The 20,502-nt window shown below is 65.6% G+C and carries 18 protein-coding genes; 6 read left to right on the forward strand and 12 right to left on the reverse strand.

Features of this window, described 5'->3' with window-relative positions; all coding sequences use genetic code 11:
• Complete coding sequence (locus AB7M16_RS17150) at positions 1-1,848, reverse strand: feruloyl-CoA synthase (RefSeq protein ID WP_453944599.1); 1,848 nt, start codon at positions 1,846-1,848, stop codon at positions 1-3.
• A gap of 156 nt (positions 1,849-2,004) precedes the next feature.
• On the opposite strand from AB7M16_RS17150, the gene AB7M16_RS17155 reads away from it, so the two are divergent.
• Complete coding sequence (locus AB7M16_RS17155; RefSeq protein ID WP_453944600.1) at positions 2,005-2,511, forward strand: MarR family winged helix-turn-helix transcriptional regulator; 507 nt, start codon at positions 2,005-2,007, stop codon at positions 2,509-2,511.
• Between the two features lie 194 nt (positions 2,512-2,705).
• Positions 2,706-4,523: an allophanate hydrolase gene (atzF, locus tag AB7M16_RS17160; RefSeq protein ID WP_453944601.1), complete on the forward strand. Its 1,818-nt coding sequence runs from the start codon at positions 2,706-2,708 to the stop codon at positions 4,521-4,523.
• Between the two features lie 101 nt (positions 4,524-4,624).
• Here atzF and AB7M16_RS17165 read toward each other — a convergent pair whose 3' ends face one another.
• The 9 genes from AB7M16_RS17165 to AB7M16_RS17205 form a co-directional block, all read right to left on the reverse strand.
• Positions 4,625-5,347, reverse strand: a complete 723-nt coding sequence (locus AB7M16_RS17165; protein WP_172786170.1) for a GntR family transcriptional regulator — start codon at positions 5,345-5,347, stop codon at positions 4,625-4,627.
• Positions 5,344-5,739, reverse strand: coding sequence for an oxalurate catabolism protein HpxZ (gene hpxZ, locus AB7M16_RS17170; RefSeq protein ID WP_453944602.1), 396 nt, complete (start codon positions 5,737-5,739; stop codon positions 5,344-5,346). Before hpxZ ends, AB7M16_RS17165 begins: the two co-directional genes overlap by 4 nt.
• Position 5,740: 1 nt before the next feature.
• Positions 5,741-7,135, reverse strand: a complete 1,395-nt coding sequence (locus AB7M16_RS17175; RefSeq protein ID WP_453944603.1) for an AtzE family amidohydrolase — start codon at positions 7,133-7,135, stop codon at positions 5,741-5,743.
• A 4-nt stretch (positions 7,136-7,139) separates the two neighbouring features.
• Complete coding sequence (locus AB7M16_RS17180; RefSeq protein WP_172786172.1) at positions 7,140-7,319, reverse strand: DUF4089 domain-containing protein; 180 nt, start codon at positions 7,317-7,319, stop codon at positions 7,140-7,142.
• A gap of 26 nt (positions 7,320-7,345) precedes the next feature.
• A complete protein-coding gene (locus AB7M16_RS17185; protein ID WP_453944604.1) occupies positions 7,346-9,175 on the reverse strand; it encodes a dipeptide ABC transporter ATP-binding protein in 1,830 nt (609 codons plus the stop codon).
• A gap of 94 nt (positions 9,176-9,269) precedes the next feature.
• Positions 9,270-10,169, reverse strand: coding sequence for an ABC transporter permease (locus AB7M16_RS17190; RefSeq protein WP_453944605.1), 900 nt, complete (start codon positions 10,167-10,169; stop codon positions 9,270-9,272).
• 167 nt (positions 10,170-10,336) lie between these two features.
• Positions 10,337-11,350 carry an ABC transporter permease gene (locus AB7M16_RS17195; protein ID WP_260381254.1) on the reverse strand — a complete coding sequence of 338 codons (1,014 nt, stop codon included), beginning with the start codon at positions 11,348-11,350 and terminating at the stop codon, positions 10,337-10,339.
• 236 nt (positions 11,351-11,586) lie between these two features.
• On the reverse strand, positions 11,587-13,206 hold the full coding sequence (locus AB7M16_RS17200; RefSeq protein ID WP_453944606.1) for an ABC transporter substrate-binding protein: 1,620 nt from the start codon (positions 13,204-13,206) through the stop codon (positions 11,587-11,589).
• Between the two features lie 218 nt (positions 13,207-13,424).
• The gene (locus tag AB7M16_RS17205) at positions 13,425-14,825 is read right to left on the reverse strand and encodes a caspase family protein (protein WP_453944607.1); all 1,401 of its coding nucleotides are present in this window, start codon (positions 14,823-14,825) and stop codon (positions 13,425-13,427) included.
• A gap of 282 nt (positions 14,826-15,107) precedes the next feature.
• Between AB7M16_RS17205 and AB7M16_RS17210 the strand changes: the two genes are divergently transcribed.
• The 3 genes from AB7M16_RS17210 to AB7M16_RS17220 all read left to right on the forward strand — a co-directional run bounded on the left by AB7M16_RS17210 (position 15,108) and on the right by AB7M16_RS17220 (position 16,645).
• Entirely contained in the window at positions 15,108-15,647 is a 540-nt protein-coding gene (locus AB7M16_RS17210; protein ID WP_172786179.1) for a hypothetical protein, read from the forward strand.
• Between the two features lie 65 nt (positions 15,648-15,712).
• Positions 15,713-16,147, forward strand: coding sequence for a hypothetical protein (locus AB7M16_RS17215; protein WP_453944608.1), 435 nt, complete (start codon positions 15,713-15,715; stop codon positions 16,145-16,147).
• Positions 16,148-16,192: 45 nt separating this feature from the next.
• A complete protein-coding gene (locus tag AB7M16_RS17220) occupies positions 16,193-16,645 on the forward strand; it encodes a hypothetical protein (RefSeq protein ID WP_453944609.1) in 453 nt (150 codons plus the stop codon).
• A gap of 40 nt (positions 16,646-16,685) precedes the next feature.
• On the opposite strand, the gene AB7M16_RS17225 is transcribed toward AB7M16_RS17220, so the two are convergent.
• Positions 16,686-17,645 (reverse strand): aminoglycoside phosphotransferase family protein, encoded by a 960-nt coding sequence (locus tag AB7M16_RS17225; protein ID WP_453944610.1) that lies wholly within the window; start codon positions 17,643-17,645, stop codon positions 16,686-16,688.
• 225 nt (positions 17,646-17,870) lie between these two features.
• Positions 17,871-19,253, reverse strand: coding sequence for a sn-glycerol-3-phosphate ABC transporter substrate-binding protein UgpB (ugpB, locus tag AB7M16_RS17230; RefSeq protein WP_453944611.1), 1,383 nt, complete (start codon positions 19,251-19,253; stop codon positions 17,871-17,873).
• A gap of 236 nt (positions 19,254-19,489) precedes the next feature.
• On the opposite strand from ugpB, the gene AB7M16_RS17235 reads away from it, so the two are divergent.
• Positions 19,490-20,500: a TRAP transporter substrate-binding protein gene (locus AB7M16_RS17235; RefSeq protein ID WP_212255976.1), complete on the forward strand. Its 1,011-nt coding sequence runs from the start codon at positions 19,490-19,492 to the stop codon at positions 20,498-20,500.
• The last annotated feature ends 2 nt before the right edge of the window (positions 20,501-20,502 follow it).

Raw genomic sequence — 20,502 nt, forward strand, 5'->3', positions numbered from 1 at the left:
TTACAACCCGATCCACGCCCCCGACGCGTCGTCGTTCAACCGCGCCAGCGCCTCTGCGCGGCGCGTCAGCACGGCGCGCTGGTTGATGTAGCCCTTGTCGGTGATCTCGCCGCCGTCGACCGACGGCGGCTCGGCGAGCAGCAGCGCGCGGGTGGCGTGACCGGAAGAGTTGGCGCTCTGCTGTTTCAGCCTCGCCAGTCCCTTTGCAATTCCGCCCCTGACGTTGTCATGCGCGAGCACCTCGCTCACGCCCGCGGTCTCGGGCAGGCCGGCGACGGCGCGGCAAGCCGCAATATTCGGGAACACCAGGAAGCGCACCTCGTCGCCGCCGTGACCGGCGACGACGATGTCCTGCGCCAGCGGTGCCAACGCGGCGATGCCGGCAACGCGCAAACCGCCGACGCTGACCCATGTGCCGGAATTGAGCTTGAAGTCTTCGGCAACGCGGCCGTCGAAGAACAGGCCGCGCTCGGGCCGCGCGCTGTCGGCAAGCTTTACGGCATCCCCGATGAGATAAAACCCCTCCTCGTCGAAGGCCTGCCTGGTCAGCTCCGGCGCCTTCCAATAGCCGGGCGTGACGTTGGGGCCGCGCACCCGCACCTCCAGCTTGTCGCCGGAGGTGACGAGCTTCAGCTCGGTGCCGGGAATGGGCACGCCGATGTTGCCGGAGCGCTCTGCGAGGAAATGACAGTCGGTGGCGAGCGGCGAGGTTTCCGTCGAACCCCAGGCCGAGACCATCGGCAACGTGCGGCCTACGGTCTCGGTCGAAAGTTCTGCCAAAGCATCCCATAGATTCTGCGGCAGCGCGGCGCCGGCGTAGAAGGCGAATTTCACCTCGCCGAAGAAACGGCGGCGCAACTCCTCGTCGCTGCGCAGCGCCGCGATCAGCATGTCGAAGCCGCGCGGCACGTTGAAATAGACCGTCGGCATCACGCTTTTCAGATTGGCGAGCGAGGTCGCGAACAGGCCGGGCGCGGGCTTGCCGCCGTCGATGTAGAGCGAGCCGCCGTTGCGCAGCACGAGGTTGAAATTGTGGTTGGCGCCGAAGGTGTGGCTCCAGGGCAGCCAATCGAGAATGACGAGATCGCGGCTCTGTTCGAGGAAGGTCCAGGTCTGCGCCTTGGCCTGCTGGCTCGACGTCAGCATGCGCTGGGTGTTGATGACGGCTTTCGGCGTGCCGGTCGAGCCCGAGGTGAACAGGAATTTTGCGATCGTGTCCGGCGTGAGTGCAGCGAAGGCTCTTGCGACGTCGGGCGTCTCGGGCGTTGCCGCAATGGCGCGGAACGCCAGCGCGTCGGCATCATCGGCGTTGCCGCTGATGATCTGCGCGTTGTGCAGCGGCTTGATGGCGGCCAGCGCTGGTGCAAACGGCTGGAGCGCAGAGACGTAGATCGCGCCGGGATCGAGCAGCGCAATCATGCTCTTGAGCTTGTCGAAATCTTTCGACATCAGCGAATAGGCCGGCGAGATCGCCGCCGAGGGCACGCCGACATGCTGGGCGGCGAGCGCGAGCAGCGCATGATCGATGCTGTTGTCGGAGAGGATCGCGAGCGGGCGGTCCACGCTGAGCCCTTGTGCCAGGATCCAGGACGCGGCGGCGCGCACCTTCCGCAGCGCCTGCGCATAGGTAACGGTGGTCCATGGCATTTCGACCTTGCCGCGTTCGGCCAGGAAGATCGTATCCGGCCTTTGCTGCGCCCATTGCTCCAGCCAATCGCCGGTGCAGCGCGCAAACTCGCCGAGAGGCTCGGGCGAGCGCAGAACGATGCTGCCGTCGGGCCGATGCTCTGCGACGGTCCTCGGCGTTGCGAACAGGCCTGCAACGTCACCATGTGAGGCGACTGTCATGTGCTTCCTCCTCCATCCCGGTTTTCAGGATCGGCCGCAGCCTCGTTCCGGGCCGCTTTGGCCTATAATGTTGGGCACGCCAATTGTTGTCGTCAACAACAATCTTTCGCTTGTGACCGAGGGGCGCTAGGGTTGCGCGCGACAGGAGACATCGACGTGCCACCCACAGCAGCCCGGTCCGACAGCCGCCACTCCCCACGCAAGCGCGCCGGCAACGGCGCAGCACCACGCGATGTCGCCGACGACGTTGGTCTCGACGCATTGATCGGCCACGCCGGCTATGCGGTGCGGCGCTTCCAGATCTGGATCTTTCAGGACTTCATCAAGACGCTCGGCGAAGTCGATATCAGGCCGACGCAATATTCGGTGCTGACCGTGATCGGCGCCAATCCGGGCCTGTCGCAAATGGCGGTGGCAAAGCGCCTCGGCATCGAGCGCGCCCGGCTGGTGCACCTGCTCGATGCCCTCGAACAGCGCAAGCTGGTGAAGCGGATCAAGTCGAAGGAGGACCGGCGCTCGCATGCACTGCACCTCACCGCGCAGGGCGAGACGGCGCTCGAGAAGTTCAAGCGGCTCGCGGCCGAGCACGAGCGAAACGTCGAGGCGAAGATCGGCAAGAAGAACCGGGCGCAGCTGCTCCGGATCCTCTCCGGCTTCACCTGATCTCGACTGCCCATAATTTGGGCAGATGCACGCAAGAGGTCGCCGGAGCGAGCGGCCGCACGCCGACCGAAATATCCCGCAAGCCACTGATCGCTCGATAAGATCCGGCACAATCATCCTGCCCGGATTCTGTACACAATGGCACATCGCTTGCTTCACTCCGGGCGAAGACGATTTGCCGGAGTTTTGCCGCCATGGGGGCCGAGCAGCCTGAAACGATCGCCGCGATTGTGGCCGCGCACCGCGCGGGCACGCTGACGCCGGCAGAGACGGTCGCGCGGACCTATCAGCGCATCCGCGATCACAACGATCCCGCCGTGTTCATCAGCCTGCGCGACGAGAAGGACGCGACCGCGGAGGCCGACAAGCTCGCGGCCCGGACGGATGCGGCCAGCCTGCCGCTTTACGGCGTGCTGGTCGCGGTGAAGGACAATATCGACGCGCTGGGCTTTCCGACCACCGCGGCCTGTCCGGCTTTCTCCACCACGCCCACACACGACTCGACCGCCGTCGAGCGCCTGCGCGCTGCCGGGGCGATCATCATCGGCAAGACCAATCTCGACCAGTTCGCGACCGGCCTCGTCGGCGTCCGTTCGCCTTACGGCATTCCTAAGAATTCGATCCGCGAGGATCTCATTCCCGGCGGCTCGAGCTCGGGCTCGGCCACCGCGGTCGGCGCCGGGCTGGTGCCGCTGTCGCTCGGTACGGACACCGCCGGCTCGGGCCGCGTGCCGGCGATGCTCAACAACATCGTCGGGCTGAAGCCGAGCCTCGGGATGATCTCGACCGCAGGCCTCGTGCCGGCCTGCCGCACGCTCGACTGCATCTCGGTGTTCGCACTCACGGTGGACGATGCCGCGCTGGCGCTGTCGGTGATGGCCGGCCCCGACCAGGCCGATCCATTCTCGCGCGACCGGCCGCTCGACGCGATCACGCCGATGCCGGCGAAGCTGCGCCTGGGCGTGCCGCGCAACGGCCAGCTGATCTTCTTCGGCGACAGGAAAGCGGAAGCCGCCTACAGCGATGCGCTGAAGCGATGGACCGCGCTCGGGGCTACGCTGGTCGAGTTCGACCTCGAGCCGTTCTACGAGACGGCGCGGCTGCTCTATGAGGGTCCCTGGGTCGCCGAGCGTTACCTCGTGATCAAAAACCTGCTGGCGTCCGCGCCAGACACGATCCACCCCGTCACGCGGGAGATCACCGCGGCCGGCGCGCGGCTGACCGCGGCGGAAACGTTCTCGGCGCTCTACCGCCTGCAGGGCCTGCGCAAGATCGCCGAGCGAACGTTCGCCAACATCGACGCGCTGGTGCTGCCGACGGCGCCGACGGCCTATACGACCGCTCAGGTGCTGGCCAATCCGATCGAGCTCAACAGCCGGCTCGGCACCTACACCAACTTCGTCAACCTGCTCGATCTCTGCGGCCTCGCCGTGCCGGCTTCGATGCGCAGCGACGGCATTCCGTTCGGCATCACGCTGCTGGCGCCCGCAGGGCGCGACGCGCTGCTCGCGAGCATCGGCCGCGTGTTCCATGCCGATACGAAACTGACGGTCGGCGCGAAGGGGGTGGCGCAGGCCCCGCTCGCGCCACTCCCGACCAGCAGCGACGACGAGATTCCGATCGCGGTGGTCGGCGCGCATCTCTCCGGCATGGCGCTGAACGGCGAGCTGACGGCGCTGAACGCATGCTTGATCGAGGCCACCAGGACGGCCGCCGACTACAAGCTCTATGCGCTTCAGACCACGCCGCCGAAGCCGGGCATGCTGCGCGTCGAGACCGGCAAGGGCGCTGCGATCGAGCTGGAGATCTGGTCGTTGTCGTCGTCCGCCTTCGGCAAGTTCGTCAACGCGATTCCTGCACCGATGGCGATCGGCACCGTGCGGCTTGCGGATGGACGGAGCGTGAAGGGATTTTTGGTCGAGCCGGAAGTGCTGGGCGATGCGCGGGATATCACCGCCTACGGCGGCTGGCGCGCGTATATGAAGGAAGCTGCGGCAAAGCAGGTCTCGTAGGGTGGGCAAAGGCGCGCTCTTCGCGCGCCGTGCCCACCATCACCATAAGGTGGGCACGGCGCTTCGCGCCTTTGCCCACCCTACGGCACCGAGCGTGTACCCTACACCGACACCGCGTAGATCTCGTACTCCCCGCGCACCAGCTCGATATGCGCGCGCATGGCGGCGGCAGCGCCCTGCTTGTCGCCGCGCATGATGGCGACGACGACGCGGTCGTGCTCGGCTTGCGACTTGGCGAGGCGGCCGAGGTTGCGGAACTGGGCGCGGCGGAACGGCTGCACGCGGACGCGGGTCGCAAGCGTGATCTCGGCGATGTAGCCGTTCTGCGAGCCGGCATAGATCGCATTGTGGAAGCGCTCGTTGACCTCGTGGAAGCGCTCGGGATTGCCGGCGTAGCTCAGCACCCGCAGCTCCTCGTGGATGGCCTCCAGCCCGTGACGCTCGGCCGCCGACATGCGTTCGGCGGCAAGGCCCGCGCACAAGGCCTCGAGCTCCGCCATCGCCTCGAACATGCCCTTCAGCCGCTCGATGGATGGCTGCGCCACCACGGCGCCGCGATGCGGCCGCGCCTCGACGAGGCCGCTTGCCACCAGCTGGCGCAACGCCTCGCGCACCGGCGTGCGCGAGACGTTGAAGCGCCGCGCGATGTCGGTCTCGTCCAGCGGCGAGCCCGGCGCCAGAGTTCCCCGCACGATCTCGTCGGCAAGCTGCAGCCGCAGCTCCTCGGCGCGCGTGACCTTCAGCAGCGACGGCGATGCACGGTCGACGCGCGGCACCACCGGCTCGGCCGGCAATGTGCCCTGCGGAAGATCATCAAGCGTCATACGGTCACTTTCGGCTCGTCGATGATGCTGACATGAGCGGCGACGACGCGCCAGCCCTCCGGGAAACGTATCCACGTCTGCATCTGCCGGCCGACCTTGCCGGGAGCCGTATCGCGATAGAACAAGGTGGACGCCACGGCCGTGTCCCGGCCATAGCTGGTGATCACGGTCTTGGCGGTGCGGCGGTTGAGGCCGACCGGCGAACGGCCGGCGCGGAAACCGGAGATTGCCTCGTAGCCGTAGAGGTTCTCGCCGATGCCGTAGCGCAAGGTGCGCGGGTCGTTGCGGAACAGCTCGCCGAGCACGGCGACGTCGTTGCTGACGAGGGCCTGCTCATAGCGCTCGAACGCGGCTTTGACTTCCGCGATCACGTCGGGGAGATCGATCTGCATCTTAAAACCCTCTCGGCGCGGGCGCGGCGACGACGCCCATCTTTTCCAATGCGCGCGCGACGCGCAGCGCGATGTCCTCGCGCCAGGGCGCGCAAATGATCTGCACGCCGATCGGCAGCGGCTCCAGCGGCACGGGAACCGCGACCACCGGCAGGCCGATGAAGGAGATCGGCTGGGTGTGGATGCCGATATTGGCGCGCACCGGCAGCTCGACACCGTCGAGATTGAAGTTCACCTGACCGAGCTTTGGCGCGGTGCAGGGCGTCGCCGGCGCCAGCAGAACGTCGACCGATCCAAAGATCCCGGCAAGCTGCGCGCGATACCAGCGGCGGAATTTTTGCGCGCGATCGACCAGCGCGGCCGGGACCATGGCGCCCGCGATCAGCCGGTCGCGCACCGCCGGGTCAAAGTCGTTCGGGCGCTTGCGCAGGCGATCGAGATGCAGCGAAGCGCCTTCAGTGGTGGTGATGACATAGGCGGCGGCGCGGGCGCGCGAGGCTTCAGGGATATCGACCACTTGCGTTGCGCCCAGCGCCTTGGCGACGCGGCTGACGGCTTCGACCGCTTCCGGAAACACGTTCTTCTGGAAGTGCCCGCCGGCGATTGCAACGCGCAGACCGGAAATGGACCCATCAAGCAGCGGCGTGACGGGCTCCAACCCACGTGTGGTGCAGGCGCCGTCGTCTGCGTCCGGCCCCTGCATCGCGTCATAGGCGAGCGCGAGATCGGCGACGGAGCGCGCGAACGGGCCGAGATGGTCGAGGCTCGCCACGAACGGGAACGAGCGCGCGCGTGACAGCCGGCCATAGGTCGGCTTCAGGCCGAAGATGCCGCAGAAGGACGACGGCACGCGGATCGAGCCGTTGGTGTCGGAGCCGAGCGCGATCGGCACCAGCGCGCCGCCGACGGCGCTGCCCGAGCCGCCGGAGGAGCCGCCGCTCATCCGCGTGGTGTCGTGCGGATTGCGCGAGGGGCCATCATGGATGTTCTCGCCCGTAAAATCGTAGGCGTATTCGCCCATGTTGAGCGCGCCGACGAGAACGGCGCCGGCCGCTTCCATCCGCTCGATCAGCGTCGCGTCGCGCCTGGCCGGCGCGAGGTCCCGGTTGATCTTCGAGCCGGCACGCGTTGGCAGGCCCGCGACATCGAACAGGTTCTTGACGGCGAAGGGTACGCCGGCGAGCGGGCCGACTTTCTTGCCCGCAGCGATGTCGGCATCGATCGCGCGCGCTTTCGCGCGGGCGCGTTCGGCGGTGACGTCGGTGAAGGAATTGAGGATGCCATCATGCTGCTCGATGCGCGCGAGCGCAGCTTCGGTGGCGGCGAGTGCGGACATCTTGCCGCCCGCGACCGCACTTGCGATGTCGGAGGCCGTCATCTCTGGCTTGGCGGACATGGTGTCAGGCCGTGAAGATCGGTGCCGGCTCGGTCTCGTCCGGCAGCGCGAAGTCGTCGACCAGACGGCCAAGCCGCAGCGAGACCTCGAGGTTGGCGCGCACGGCGGGCCGCCAGCCCTCCTCGATCGGCAGCGCCAGCGCCTTCGATACGGCGTCGATATAGTCGTCCAGGGGTTCGGCCATCACGCTCTCAAGCAATCAGTGCAGTCTTAGTGTATCGGCAACGGCGGATGCGGGATCGCCGTCAGCAGCTCCTTGGTGTAGTCGTCCTTGGGATCGCTGAGCACCTGCTCGGAAGAGCCCTCCTCGACGATCCGTCCCGTCCGCATCACAATGACACGATCGCACAACAAGCGCACCACATTCAAATCATGCGAGACGAACAGATAGCTCATACCTAGCCGCGCCTTGAGGTCCTGCAGCAGGTTGAGGACGACGGCCTGCACGGAGACGTCGAGCGCCGCAGTCGGCTCGTCCAGGATGACGAGCTTGGGATGCAGGGCGATCGCCCGGGCGATGCCGACGCGGGCCTTCTGGCCGCCGGACAATTGGTGCGGGAAGCGGTCGAGCAGATTGTGCGGCAGGCCGACCATGGTGGCGAGCTCCTCGCAGCGGGCGCGCAGCGCGTCGCGTCCCCTGATGTCGCCCAATTGCATGATCGGGTCGGCGATGGCGCGCGCGGCGGTGAAACGCGGGTTCAGGCTGTCGGTGGGGTCCTGGAACACCATCTGGATGCGGCTGCGCTGCGGCAACCGGGCAAAGGCGGCAGGCGCGATGCCGGAGATGTCCTCGCCGTCGAACTGGATCAGGCCGGAGGTCTGGTCGAGCAGACGCATCACCATCATCGACGTGGTCGATTTGCCGCAGCCGGATTCGCCGACGAGACCGACGCTCTCGCCATGGCCGATCGCGAAGCTGATGCCGTCGACGGCGCGGAACACGTCCGGCTCCACCGGCGGCTTGCGGCCGAACAGTTTGCCGAGCGTGGCCGTGGCGCCCTGGCGGGGATATTCCTTGACGAGTTTTTCGATGCGGAGGAGGGGCGTCTTCTCCCCGCTTGCACCGTTCACGGGGAGAGGGCTGGGGTGAGGGGCTGTTTCCGCGAGCTCGACTCGTGGAGAGTCCCCCTCACCCGCCACGCTCTGGGGCGCAATTGCGCCCCCGAGCGTGGCGGCCTCTCCCCGCATGCGGGGAGAGGCGAAGGAAGCGCCCTCCTCTTCCGGCAGCAGATCCCGCAAGCTCACACCGAGCCGCGGCGTCGCGCGCATCAGCTTCTTCGTATAGGGGTGCTGCGGGTTGGCAAAAATATCGGCGGCCGTGGCGGTCTCGACGACGCGGCCCTTCTCCATCACGACGACGCGGTCGCAATAGGCGGCGGCCAAGCCGAGATCGTGCGTGATCAGGATGGTCGACATCGCGCGGCGTTTCGTCAGCTCGACGATCAGGTCCATCACCGCCTTCTGCGTGGTGACATCCAATCCAGTCGTCGGCTCGTCCGCGATCAGGAGCTGCGGGTTGCAGGCGAGCGCGAGCGCGATCACGACGCGCTGGCACATGCCGCCCGACAGCTCGAACGGATAGGCGTGATAGCGCTCGCGCGGGCGGGCGATCTTGACCTGCTCCAGCGCCTCGATCGCCTTCTCGCCGTGATCGGCAACCTGGGCCTGCTGCACATGGGTGCGCAGGACGTCCTCGATCTGGTCGCCGACCTTGCGGATCGGGTTCAGCGCGGCACGCGGGTTCTGAAAGATCATCGAGACTTCGCGGCCGCGCAAATCGCGCATCTGGTCTTCGGTCGCGGCCTTGACGTCGATGCCGGAGAACATCACCGAGCCCTCGGCGATCTTGCCGGCGCGATCGAGGATGCGCATCACCGCGTAGGAGGTCACCGACTTGCCGGAGCCGGACTCGCCGACGATGGCGAGCGTCTCGCCCTTGGCGACGGAGATGTTGACGTGCTGCACCGCCTTGACGATGCCGCGGCGGGTGGTGAATTCGACGGTGAGGTCCTGGACGTCGAGCAGCGGCTGGGCGGTCATGGACGGCTCCCGTCACTCAAACATTCGAAAACAACCCCATGCACAGTAGAAGCGCCATTGGAATCATTGGAGAATTTTTCTCGGAGGTTGGGCATCACGTCCTCCGTTGCGGATCGACGATGTCGCGCAGGCCGTCGCCGAGGAGGTTGAAGCAGAACACGGCGATCATCAGCGCAAGGCCGGGGAAGAGCGCGATCCACCATTCGCCCGACACCATGAAGCCGGCGCCTTCGGCGACCATGATGCCCCATTCGGCGGTCGGCGGGCGGACGCCGAGGCCGATGAAGGAGAGGCCGGCGGCGTTGAGGATGGCATAGCCCATGGTCAGCGACATCTGCACGATCATGATCGGCATGATGTTCGGCAGGATGTGCACCAGCAGGATACGGAACTCGCCGTTGCCGGAGAGACGCGCAGCCTGCACGAAGCCGGCGTTGCGACGGACATTGGCCTCGGCGCGCGCGACGCGGGCATAGAGCGGGAAGTTCACGATCGCTGTCGCCAGGATGATGTTCTGCACGGTGTTGCCGAGCGCGGCGACGATGCCCATCGCGAGCACGAACAGCGGGAACGCCATGATGGTGTCGGCGATGCGGCCGACGATGCGGTCGGTCCAGCCGCCGAAATAGCCGGCCGCGATGCCGGCAAGGCCACCCATCAGGAACACCAGTGCGACCGAGGCGATCGCGATGAAGAAGTCGAGGCGCGTGGCGACGATGACGCGGCTGAAGATATCGCGCCCCAGCTGGTCGGTGCCGAACCAGTGCGCCGCCGACGGCGCCTTCAGTGCAGCGGCGGTGTCGGAGGCGAGCGGGTCGTAGGGCACGACATAGGGACCGAACAGCGCGGCGAACACGATGATCAGGAGCAGCGCAAAGGCGAAGCCCGTGACCTTGTTCTCGCCGAGGACGTAACGGGTCTGTTCGAGGACCGCGACGAGGCCTGACGTGCGGGCGGGGCCGACAGGTTCAACAGCAGGCGCAACGGAGCTCATTGTTCGACGCCCTCTTTTCGCGTGATCGTGTTCGGAAGCCGTCTCTCTGTCGTCATTGCGAGCGAAGCGAAGCAATCCAGGCTGCGCATCGCGGCGATAGCCTGGATTGCTTCGTCGCTTCGCTCCTCGCAATGACGAGCTGGGGCACCGATTTTCCGGATCATGCGCTACCCCTCCAACCTGACGCGCGGATCAATCACGCCGTAGAGAATGTCGATGATCAGATTGAGCAGCACGTACATCACCGCCATGGTCAGGACGAAACCCTGCACCGGCGCGAAGTCCGAGGAGATCAGCGCTTCCACCGCGTAGGAGCCGATGCCGGGCCAGGCGAACACCTTCTCCACCAGCACGTTGGCCCCCAGCAGGAACGAGAACACCATGCTGAGCGTGGTGATGACTGGCAGCATCGCGTTGCGGAAGGCGTAGGTGACGATGACGGTTGCGGGCGACAGGCCGCTGGCGCGCGCGGTGCGGACGAATTCGGATGCGAGCACCGCCAGCATGGAGGCGCGCGTCATGCGCGCGATCGGCGCCAGCGAGAAGATCGCGAGCGTCGTTGCGGGCAGGATGAGCTGGCTCAGCGCCGAGCGGAACGCCTCGACATCGCGCGCGATCAGCGTGTCGACCAGATAGAAGCCGGTGACCGTCGGCGGCGCGCTGTAGAACACGTCGAGACGGCCGAGGGGCGCCGGTGACCAGCCGAGCCGAAAATAGAAGACATAGACCAGCACGAGGCCGGTGAAGAACACCGGCAGCGACACGCCGGCCGTGGTCGTGACGCGACAAAGATGGTCGATCCATGATCCCGGCCGCGTCGCCGCCAGGACGCCGAGCGGAATGGCGATCGCAATGGACACGAAGAGGCCGAGCAGCGTCAGCTCGGCCGAGGCCGGCAGGCGGTTGCGGATCTCGGTGGCGACCGGCTGGCCCGTCGTCAGCGAGTTGCCGAAATCGCCGTGCGCGAGATCGTTGGCATAGCGGAAGAACTGCTCGATCAGCGGCTTGTCGAAGCCGAGTTTTTTGCGGATCTGCTCGACGGCTTCCTTGGTCGCGGCGGGGCCGGCGAAGTAGGCCGCGGGATCGCCCGGCAGCGCGCGCGTCAGCAGGAAGGTGACGATCACGACGCCGATCAGCGAGGGGATCGCGAACATCAGGCGCTTGCCGATCATGGTCAGCATGGGATGCTCCGCGGGCTTGCTTCGCCTCTCCCGCTTGCGGGAGAGGCCGACGCGCCCCGGGCGATGCGACAGCATCGTCCCGCGCGCGGCGGGTGAGGGCTCTCGCCGCGCGGGGACACCCTCCGCAATCCCTGCCAACCCCAAAGCGGAGACACCCTCTCCCCAACCCTCTCCCGCAAGCGGGAGAGGGAGCCCAGAGCCGATGCCGATGCGTCGCCGACGATCAGCATGACCTTTTACCCCTTCGCCATCGCGCGATAGTCGAGCCGCCGGTGGAACCAGTATTGATAGCCCGAGATGTTCTTCTGCATCGCGACGTTGACGAAGGGCTGGTACAGCGGGATGCGCGGCACGTCGGCGAAGGCGAGATCGACGAAGCCTTTCACGTCCTTGTCGTAGGCCGCGGTGTCGCCGGTGGCAGCCGCCGTGCGCGCGCCGTCGATGAACTTGTCCATCTCCGCCGACTTGTAGCTCATGGTGTTGAAGACGGAATTGTTGCCGTGATAGCACCAATAGAAGAAGTACTCGGGGTAATCGAGCCAGCCCGAGAACACGTTGGTGAACAGCGGCATCTCCTTCTTGTTGAGCTCGGTGCGCCAGTTGGCGCCGGGCACCTTGTTGATGGTGGTCTTGATGCCGAGCTGGGCGAGGCTCTCCTGCACCAGCACGCAGAGCGGCTCGTTGACGCCGGCGAAGTTGAGGTCGAACGAGATCGTGGTCTCGAAGCCGTTGGCGTAACCGGCCTCTGCCAGCAGCGCCTTCGCCTTTTCCATGTCGGTGTTGTATTTGTGCGGCTGCGGCCAGGCGACTTCGGTGGCCTTGTCCTTTGCGCCGAACATGGGATTGCCGAGGCCGAACAGCACCGCGTCCATGATCTTCTGATACGGCAGCGCATAGGCGATGGCCTGCCGCACCTTCACATTGTCGAAAGGCGGCTTGGTGACGTTCATGCCGATATATTGGATGCCGTTGGAGAACGGCAGCGACACCACGTTGAGCTTGCCGTTCGCCTTCATCTCCTGGAAATCCTTGAACGGCAGCTCATAGGAGATGTCGGCGTCGCCGCGCTCGAGCAGCGCACGGCGGTTGCCCGCCTGCGGCACCATGCGCCAGATCACGCGCTTGATCTTGGGGAGCGGACCGCCGACCCAATCCTCGTTGCGCTCCATGATGACTTCGGTGCCGGCGGTCCACTTCGTCACCTTGTAGGCGCCGGAGCCCGCGGTCTGCTGTTTTGTAAACTCGAGACCCCACGGATCCTTTTCGCTCGCGTTCTTCTTCACGAGCTCGGAATTGACGATGCAGGGCACGATCACCGCGAGGTCCGGGATCGTCAGCCGATCCTTCTTGGCGAAATCGACGCGCACGGTGGCATCGTCGACCACGACGAACTGCTCGGCCTTGGTCAGCGAGCCCGCGCTCATCTGGAAGGTCGGGAAGCCGCCGACGCTGACGGCGCGATCGAGCGACCATTTCACGTCTTTCGCCGTGACCGGCGCGCCGTCGTGGAATTTGGCGTTCTTCTTCAGCTTGAAGGTGACCGACATGTCGTCGATCTTGAAGTCGTCGGCGAGCTCACCCTTGAACTTGTCGCGGTCGTAATAGGGCACGCCGCCGGGGCCGCTCTTCATCTCGTGGCTGATCAGGCGATCGTAGCAATTCCAGGAGACTTCATAGCCGGGCACGTTGGTGCCGACGCCATGGATGTCGAGATTGTTGGGCCCGCCTTCCGAGACGATCAGCAGCGTCTCCGACCGGGCATCGGCCTTGGCCGAGGAGATCAAAGACGGCATGGCCGGAAGCGCCGCACCCGCGGCCAACCCGGAAACGGATTTGAGGAAATCGCGGCGCTTCATGAAATCGCTCCAACATAAAAGTTTTTCGTTGGAGCTGGATTCGCAAGGTTCGTGCCAAGGCTTAACGGAAGCTTGCCTTATGCATTAGCGGTTGAGATTACTAATGAAAAATTGATTCCAGGGACCAAACGACCGCCGTGGAGACCGCCGACATTGCATACAAAGAGGCGTATTTGCCTAATAAATAGATCATACTCGATGAGAGCTCATTCGATGAGCTACTGGCAAAAATCCTCATTATTGACCCGCAGGCAGCGTGGCGCCGCGACCGTCTTCCGTCCGGCGCAGCCGTCCTTGCCATCCACCTTCTTGAGTGCGCGCAGCGCGGCCATGGTTGGCCGATACCAGAGGAAGTGCTCGTCGGAGAGTTGCGAGGCTCGGCGCAGGCCCTGGATCGTCGCGGCGTCGAATATCCCGCCCTGCTCACCGCCGAAGCAATCAAGCCGCACCAGTTGGGCCTGGATCAGCTGCACCAGCTCGCGGCCTTCATAGGTCGGCCCCGCGCTGTCGAGCACGGTGATCTCGCGCAGGCGCGAGGCCGCGGCCCGCGCCTCATCTGCCTCTGGTGTATCCGGAAACAGCGCGGCGACGAGATCATAGGCCTCGGGCGTCCGCGTCTGCCGCGCGCGATCGAGCACCAGCGAGGCAGAGGATGCGGCCGCGGGGGCCTTGGCGGCAGTACCCTTCCTCAGCTCGGCGGCTGCGGCGCGCGCATCGTTGGCCTCGGGGCTTGCCGGAAAGCGATCGATCAGGAGATCATAGAGCGCGACATTGCCGGTCTCCTTCGCCGCGGTGAGCAACTGCGCGGCCTGGCTCGGCGGAGGCGGCGGCGGCACGAAGAAGAAGTCGAGCTCGAGCGAGGTGGATTCCCAGGGGATCTGCTGCTCGCCGGTCGAAAGCCGCACCTGGCGGCGCACGCTCTTGAACACGTCTTCCAGACGCTCGCCGGGCACGGTTATCGCGTCCGCCAACGCCTTCGTATAAGGGCTGTGACCGTCCTCGCCGTCGAAGGCGACCTTTCCAGAGCCGGTCGCCGAGGCGATGAAGACTCCAAATACCGCGCCCATCGGCACCAGGCCGAGCGTCGCGCTGCCGGAAACGCCAGGCGGAAAAGGATTGTCGCGGCAGGCATCGACGATGAGGATGTTGAGCGCATTGCCGGAAGCGGCGAGGCGATCGGCAAGGCGTTTGACAGGAAGCGATTGCGGCACGATGTCGGCCCGTCGCTTGATGTCGGCATTGACGGGCACGAGGTAGTTGACGCCGTCACTCTCGACGCCATGACCGGCGTAATAGAGCACGGCAACGGTCGAAGGACCGCGGGCCTTCACCTTCTGCGCAAACTCCTCGACGTCCTGCGAAAGGCTCTTCAGGTCGCGGTCGGCGACCAAGTTGACATCGAAGCCGGTCTGCCGCAATCGCTCCGCCATCAACTGCGCATCGTTTACGGGATTGGCAAGCGTGCCGAGTTTTGCATAACGCGCGTTGCCGATCACCAGCGCGATCCGCGGCGCCGAATCGGCGACCGGTTTTCGCGTCTGTGGCGCGGCGCAGACGGCACTTGCGACCGGGACAATGATCGTCGCAGCCAGGATCATCGCTAGAGCAGTTATTCGCATTACCAGCACACCTGCATGTCCCATCAACGTTACGCAATTGATGTCACGCTGTCATGCCGGGCGCGTGGGATGGCCACCGCTCCTTCACTCCCCGCTACCCCTCCCCGACGGGGTGACCGGCGCGCAGCGGAGACGTGGGGAGATTTGCACCGACAATCGGGAGGGCTGCTCTCGACGAGGAGGCCGTGTCTATCTAGAATTGAACTTTTCAGGAAGCATTTTTTGCCGTCCATGCCGCGCCCAAATCCCTCCCGATCCACCCTGCGATTCATCGCGGCCGGGGTGCTGTTCACCCTTCAAGTGCTGCCGGGATCGGCCGGCGTGCTGAGCGGACGCGAATTCCAGAACCTGATCGCGGGCGGCCCCGAAGGCACAACCATCGTGTTTCAGGGCGGCACCGACAAGATCTTCTACTCGCCGAGTCTGAAGAACCGGCTGCGCCAGAGCAACGAACTCGGCCCCGAATTCCTCAAGCAGAAAATCCTGCAGAACACCGTGACCGAAGGCACGTTCATCGGCGCGACCACCGAGGGCGGCAAATGGCGCACCATCTCGGGAATCGCCGGCATCGCGGCCGATGCCGATAGCGGCCATGGCGTGCTGACGCTGCTGCAAACCTTTCCCGAAGACACCAGCATCAAGGCGTTCCAGAAGCGCGACCGGCTCTATGCCGTCGTGATCGTCGAGGACGCGCCGGGCGGTGTCGTGTGCCGCAGATCACAGTGGGAGCATTTGTTCGCGCTTAAGGGTGAACCGAGACTGACGACGGTGCCGTGCGAATTCACGGTCGGCAACGCGGTGACCCCAACGGCACCGCGATAAGGGGGACTTTCATGACGACACTGATCTCCGGAGCCCGCAGGGGCCTCCGACAGACCGGTACGCGCATGCTGGCGCTGGTCATGCTGGCGATTCTGGCCGTGCTGATCCCTAACCGGGACGCATCCGCTTCCACCGTGCTGAATGCTGCGGCGACCACCGCCAATTCCGGCCTCTCGGCCTGCAACGCCAGCCAAGGCAAGGCTCTCTACAATTGCGTCGCTGACGTGCTCGAGCGCATGGCCAACGACGTCAATTCGATCAGAGTCGGGGAGACTCAACGTGCGCTCTTGACGGCCGCCAGCCAGTTGCGCGCTGCGAGCAGCAAGGCGCAGGCGCTCTCCGCCATCACGCAATGCCAGGCCGCCATCGCAGGCGCGCTGCGGCAGGTGAAAGCGACGCCCGGCGGTAAGATGATGGTGCCCGGATGGGGCGACGATGGCCTTGCGTCGATAGCGGGCGTGTTGGCGCGAGCGGCGCGAATGATCCAGGCCAAGGGATAGGACTGACAGGATAGGACAAGGGATAGAACACAGAGAAGGACCACAATGATGGCCAGCGGCCATGACCTGATCAGTTCGACGAAGGCACGCCTTCGCACCATCTTGGTATTGCTGTTGGTTGGAGCTGCCGTGCCGGCGGCAGGCCCTGCCTACGCCGGAGGTGGAGCCTCCGCGGCCGCCGCCGTCGGCAGTGCCGGCCTGCAATCGTGCAGCGCCACCGCCGGCAAGGTGCTCTACGACTGCGTGGCAGGTGTCCTGGATCGCATGAGCGGGACGCTCAACAAGTGGGATCCTCCGGAGGCACGCAGCGCGCTCCAGACCGCGGCCTCGCAGCTGCGCGCCGCGAGCAACAAGGCTCAGGCGCTCTCAGCAATCTCTCAGTGTCGCTCCGTCTTCGCCAGTCTGGTCAAGCAGGCCACCGCTGGTCACGGCTCCGGACTCGGCGCCATTGTCGGGGTCTTGACCAAGGCGGCCCAGCTAATCCAGTCCAAGGGCTAGCGGCGGACGCGCCAGGGGAGCCGTGCGGCGCCCCGCGGACTCACTCCGCCCAAATCAATTCCTGCAGCTCGACCAAATCATCCGCCCTCTCCTGCCAGTCCTCGATGCAGATGTGGCTGTTGAGGTCGCTGGCGCGGTGCAGCAGCATCAGGGCCATCAGGCGGCGCTTGAGGGTGAAATCCAGCGTCGTATAGCCAAAGCCTTCGAGCAGGCTCTTCACCCGTCCCGGCCGGCCCGCCGCCATGAAGGCGCTGGGGCCGAGCAGATCGTAGTCGCGCCATCCCGCGAGCACGTCGCCGAAATCGAACAGACCTGCGAGCGACCATTGGCCGTCATCGCAGGCGAGCAGAAAGTTCTCGGGGATGTATTCGCCGATCAGGATCACCGGCGGCGCGTCCACCGGGATCAGCTTCGCGGCATCGCGCAGGAGGTCGTCGAGACCGGCAAGGAATTTTGGTGCGAGGCCGAGACGCGTGTGCCGCGCGCGGCAGCCCTGCATCTGGGCGCGCATGAATGCGTCCCAGCGCGGCCCGATGGACGCGAGCTCTCCGAGCGGAACGCGCTGCACGGAAGCGATGGTTTCGCCGATCTGGCGCAGCAGCCGCTCCTTCTGCGGCTCCGGCAGTGAGGGCCAGACCTCCGAGCCGAGCGTGCCGGCAAGACGCGTCATGACGAGATAGGGCCAGCCGTCGCGCATCCCGTCCGCGACAATCTCGGGGATCGGCAGCTCGAGGCGGCCGGCGAGCTGCGTCAGCGAGGCGCGCTCCGAGACGAATTGGGCTGCGAGCAGCGGCGGGAAGATTTTCAGGATCAGCTTGTCGCCGAGGCCGACCACGAGATTGGTGCCGGTCGCAAATACATGCGGTGAGCCGGCATCGAGCCCATGGCCGCGCGCGATGTCGAGGCCGATTGGCAGCCATTGCAGGAACGCGGAGCGAAAGGTGCGGAAGCTTGCGGCGTCGACGAGGTGAGGCAGCTGTTGCAATGAGGCGGTGGTCATCTGCACTCGGTCATCGATACAAGTTTGATGGATTCAGTGCGAACCAAGCAGGCGGTGCAACCTCTCCCGCTTGCGGGGGAGGTCGACGCGAAGCGTCGGGTGGGAGCTCTCTCCTCTAGGGGATTGTCCCGTTGTGGAGACACCCTCTCCCCAGCCCTCCCTCGCAAGCGGGGGAGGGAGCGCATCTCGCTTGCGGCTATAGCGATATCCAATCGCGACACACCCCTACCGCTCGGGGCTCGCCCGCTCGAACTGGCGGAGCAGCTTGTTGCCGCGCTCGACGGCGGAATCGAGCGCTGATTGCGCGCTCTTTTGGCCGGCGAAGGCCTGCTCGAGCTCGTCCTCGATCACGCCGCGGATCAGGACGAAGGAGCCGAGCCGGATGCCCTTGGAGTTCTCGGTCGGCGGATTGAGCGTGATCTGCTCGAACGAGATCGCCGAGCCGGGATTGCGCTCGTAGAAGCCTTGCGCGCGCGTCAGCTCGAAGGCGGCGCGGGTCACCGGCAGATAGCCGGTGTTCTGGTGCCAGGCGGCCTGCACGCCGGGCTGGGACAGATAGGCGAAGAACCGCGCCACGCCCTTGTATTCCTCGCGCGGACGGTCGCGCAGCACCCACAGCGTGGCGCCGCCGATGATCGAGTTCTGCGGCGCGCCCTTCACGTCGGGCCAATAGGGCATCATGCCATAGCCGATCTCGAACTTCGAATTGGCCTTGATGTCGGCGCGCGTCGCCGAGGAGCCGATGAAGATGCCGCACTCGCCCTTCTGGAAGCGCGGCTCGGCCGACTGGCCGCGGCCGCTGTAGTCGAACAGCTTGCTCTTCTGCCACTCGCTGAGCGCGGCGACGTGATGCACCAGCGTCGGATTGTTGATGGTCAATTCCGCATCCAGCCCGGCGAAGCCATTCGCCCGGCTCGCCACGGCGAGGTTATGGAAGGCGGAGAAATTCTCGACATGGATCCAGGACGGCCAGGACGTGGTGAAGCCGCAGGGAGCACCGCGGTCGCGCAGGCGCTTCGCCGCCGCGCCTAGTTCCGGCCAGGTCTTCGGCGGTACCTCGGGATCGAGGCCCGCGTCGCGGAACATGGTCTTGTTGTAATAGAGGATCGGCGTCGAGGAATTGAACGGGAAGGACAATAGATTGCCGGCCGCATCGGTGTAGTAGCCGGAGACCGCGGGGAGGTAATCATTGAGCGAGAACGGCTCGCCCTGGTCCCGCATCAGGCTGAACACCGGATAGATCGCGCCCTTGGCCGCGGTCATGGTGGCGGTGGCGACCTCGTTGACCTGGACGATGGCGGGCTGGCTGCGCGAGCGGAAGGCGAAGATCGCGGCCGTCACCGTCTCGGTATAATTGCCCTTGTAGACGGGCACGATGCGGTAGCCGGATTGCGAGGCATTGAAGTCGGCGGCGAGCTTTTCCAGCTGCCGGCCGAGCTCGCCGGACATGGCGTGCCACCACGCGATCTCGGTGGCGGCCCGCGCAGGGGCGGCCAATGAGAGGGCCGCAAAGGCGGCGACGAGCTGCAAAAGGCGCAAGGCTGACCTCACGATGGCTCTTCCCGGAACGCACGGCGAAGGCCGGCTGCCCTGCTTAAGGCGCGACATAGCCGGTTTCAACCGGGAATGAACGCCGGCCGCGCCGCACAATCGGTCTTGCGGAACCAGGCGGGATGGCCTTCCCTTAACCATCTGCTAGAGCCCCGTTCCGATCGGAACGGGTCTCTAGACCTTAATTTGACGCGTTTTCTTTACGCGAACCGGTATCCACTTCGCTTGAAAACGCTTTAGATTGCATTGAACCTTTTCCTTCCGCCATAGACTCCACCACTGAGGGGTTGAGTGTGCCAGTGTTGAGCCGTGCCGAACTCTCGCGGACCGGGGTGGTCTTCGTTGCGCTTCTGCTTGCCGCAGTCTCGTCGAGCATGTGCGCGACGGGCGCTGTTGCGCGCGAATTTCGCGCCGCCGATACCCAGACCGAGAATTACCCGACCGTCCAGGCGCTGCGCTACATGGGCGCCCTGATCGCCGAGCGCACCGGCGGCCGGCACGAGATCAAGGTGTTCCACTCCCGCCAGCTCGGGGAGGAAAAGGAGACCATCGAGCAGACCCGGGCCGGTGCGATCGACCTCAACCGGACCAACGTGGCGCTGATCGGCAATTTCGTCCCGGCCATGAACGTGCTGGCGATGCCGTTCCTGTTCCGGTCCATCGAGCACATGCAGAAGGTGCTGGACGGACCTGTCGGCAGCGAGATCCTCGGCAGCTTCGAGCCCTACGGCTTCGTCGGGCTCGCCTTCTACGATTCGGGCGCGCGGTCGATCTACAACGGGGTCCGCCCGGTGAAGACCATCGCGGACCTCAAGGGATTGCGGATCCGGGTGCAGCAGTCGGAGTTGATGAGCCAGATGATGCGCGCGCTCGGCGCCGAGCCGGTCGAGCTGCCCTACGGGCAGGTGCTCACCGGGCTTGCCAACCATCTGATCGACGGCGCCGAGAACAATTGGCCATCCTTCGTGACCACGGACCATTACAAGCATGCCGGCTATTACTCGCTCACCGAGCACACGATGAGCCCGGAAGTGCTGGTGATCTCGCTGAAGGCCTGGAAGAGCCTGTCGGCAGAGGAGCAGACAATCTTCAAGGAGGCCGCGCAGCGCTCCAGCCGGTTCATGCGCGAGAAGTGGCGCGACCTCGAGGACCAGTCGCAGCGCAAGGCGCAGGAAGCCGGCGTGACCATCGTCAAGGACATCGACCGCAAGCCGTTCGAGGAGGCGATGGCCGCAATCTATGCCAAGGCCGAACGCGACCCCGCGGCGGCCGCGCTGATCGAACGCATTCGCAAGGTGGAGTGAGG

The organism is Bradyrhizobium sp. USDA 372 (assembly GCF_053629095.1).

Coding starts and splice junctions, on each gene's coding strand:
- AB7M16_RS17215 (WP_453944608.1), top strand. CDS start 15,713: ATGCTGGCGCTGGTCATGCTGGCGATTCTGGCCGTGCTGATCCCTAAC.
- AB7M16_RS17220 (WP_453944609.1), top strand. CDS start 16,193: ATGATGGCCAGCGGCCATGACCTGATCAGTTCGACGAAGGCACGCCTT.
- AB7M16_RS17195 (WP_260381254.1), bottom strand. CDS start 11,350: ATGCTGACCATGATCGGCAAGCGCCTGATGTTCGCGATCCCCTCGCTG.
- AB7M16_RS17200 (WP_453944606.1), bottom strand. CDS start 13,206: ATGAAGCGCCGCGATTTCCTCAAATCCGTTTCCGGGTTGGCCGCGGGT.
- AB7M16_RS17190 (WP_453944605.1), bottom strand. CDS start 10,169: ATGAGCTCCGTTGCGCCTGCTGTTGAACCTGTCGGCCCCGCCCGCACG.
- AB7M16_RS17180 (WP_172786172.1), bottom strand. CDS start 7,319: ATGGCCGAACCCCTGGACGACTATATCGACGCCGTATCGAAGGCGCTG.
- AB7M16_RS17175 (WP_453944603.1), bottom strand. CDS start 7,135: ATGTCCGCCAAGCCAGAGATGACGGCCTCCGACATCGCAAGTGCGGTC.
- AB7M16_RS17225 (WP_453944610.1), bottom strand. CDS start 17,645: ATGACCACCGCCTCATTGCAACAGCTGCCTCACCTCGTCGACGCCGCA.
- AB7M16_RS17150 (WP_453944599.1), bottom strand. CDS start 1,848: ATGACAGTCGCCTCACATGGTGACGTTGCAGGCCTGTTCGCAACGCCG.
- atzF (WP_453944601.1), top strand. CDS start 2,706: ATGGGGGCCGAGCAGCCTGAAACGATCGCCGCGATTGTGGCCGCGCAC.
- AB7M16_RS17185 (WP_453944604.1), bottom strand. CDS start 9,175: ATGACCGCCCAGCCGCTGCTCGACGTCCAGGACCTCACCGTCGAATTC.
- hpxZ (WP_453944602.1), bottom strand. CDS start 5,739: ATGCAGATCGATCTCCCCGACGTGATCGCGGAAGTCAAAGCCGCGTTC.
- ugpB (WP_453944611.1), bottom strand. CDS start 19,253: ATGTCGCGCCTTAAGCAGGGCAGCCGGCCTTCGCCGTGCGTTCCGGGA.
- AB7M16_RS17205 (WP_453944607.1), bottom strand. CDS start 14,825: ATGCGAATAACTGCTCTAGCGATGATCCTGGCTGCGACGATCATTGTC.
- AB7M16_RS17165 (WP_172786170.1), bottom strand. CDS start 5,347: ATGACGCTTGATGATCTTCCGCAGGGCACATTGCCGGCCGAGCCGGTG.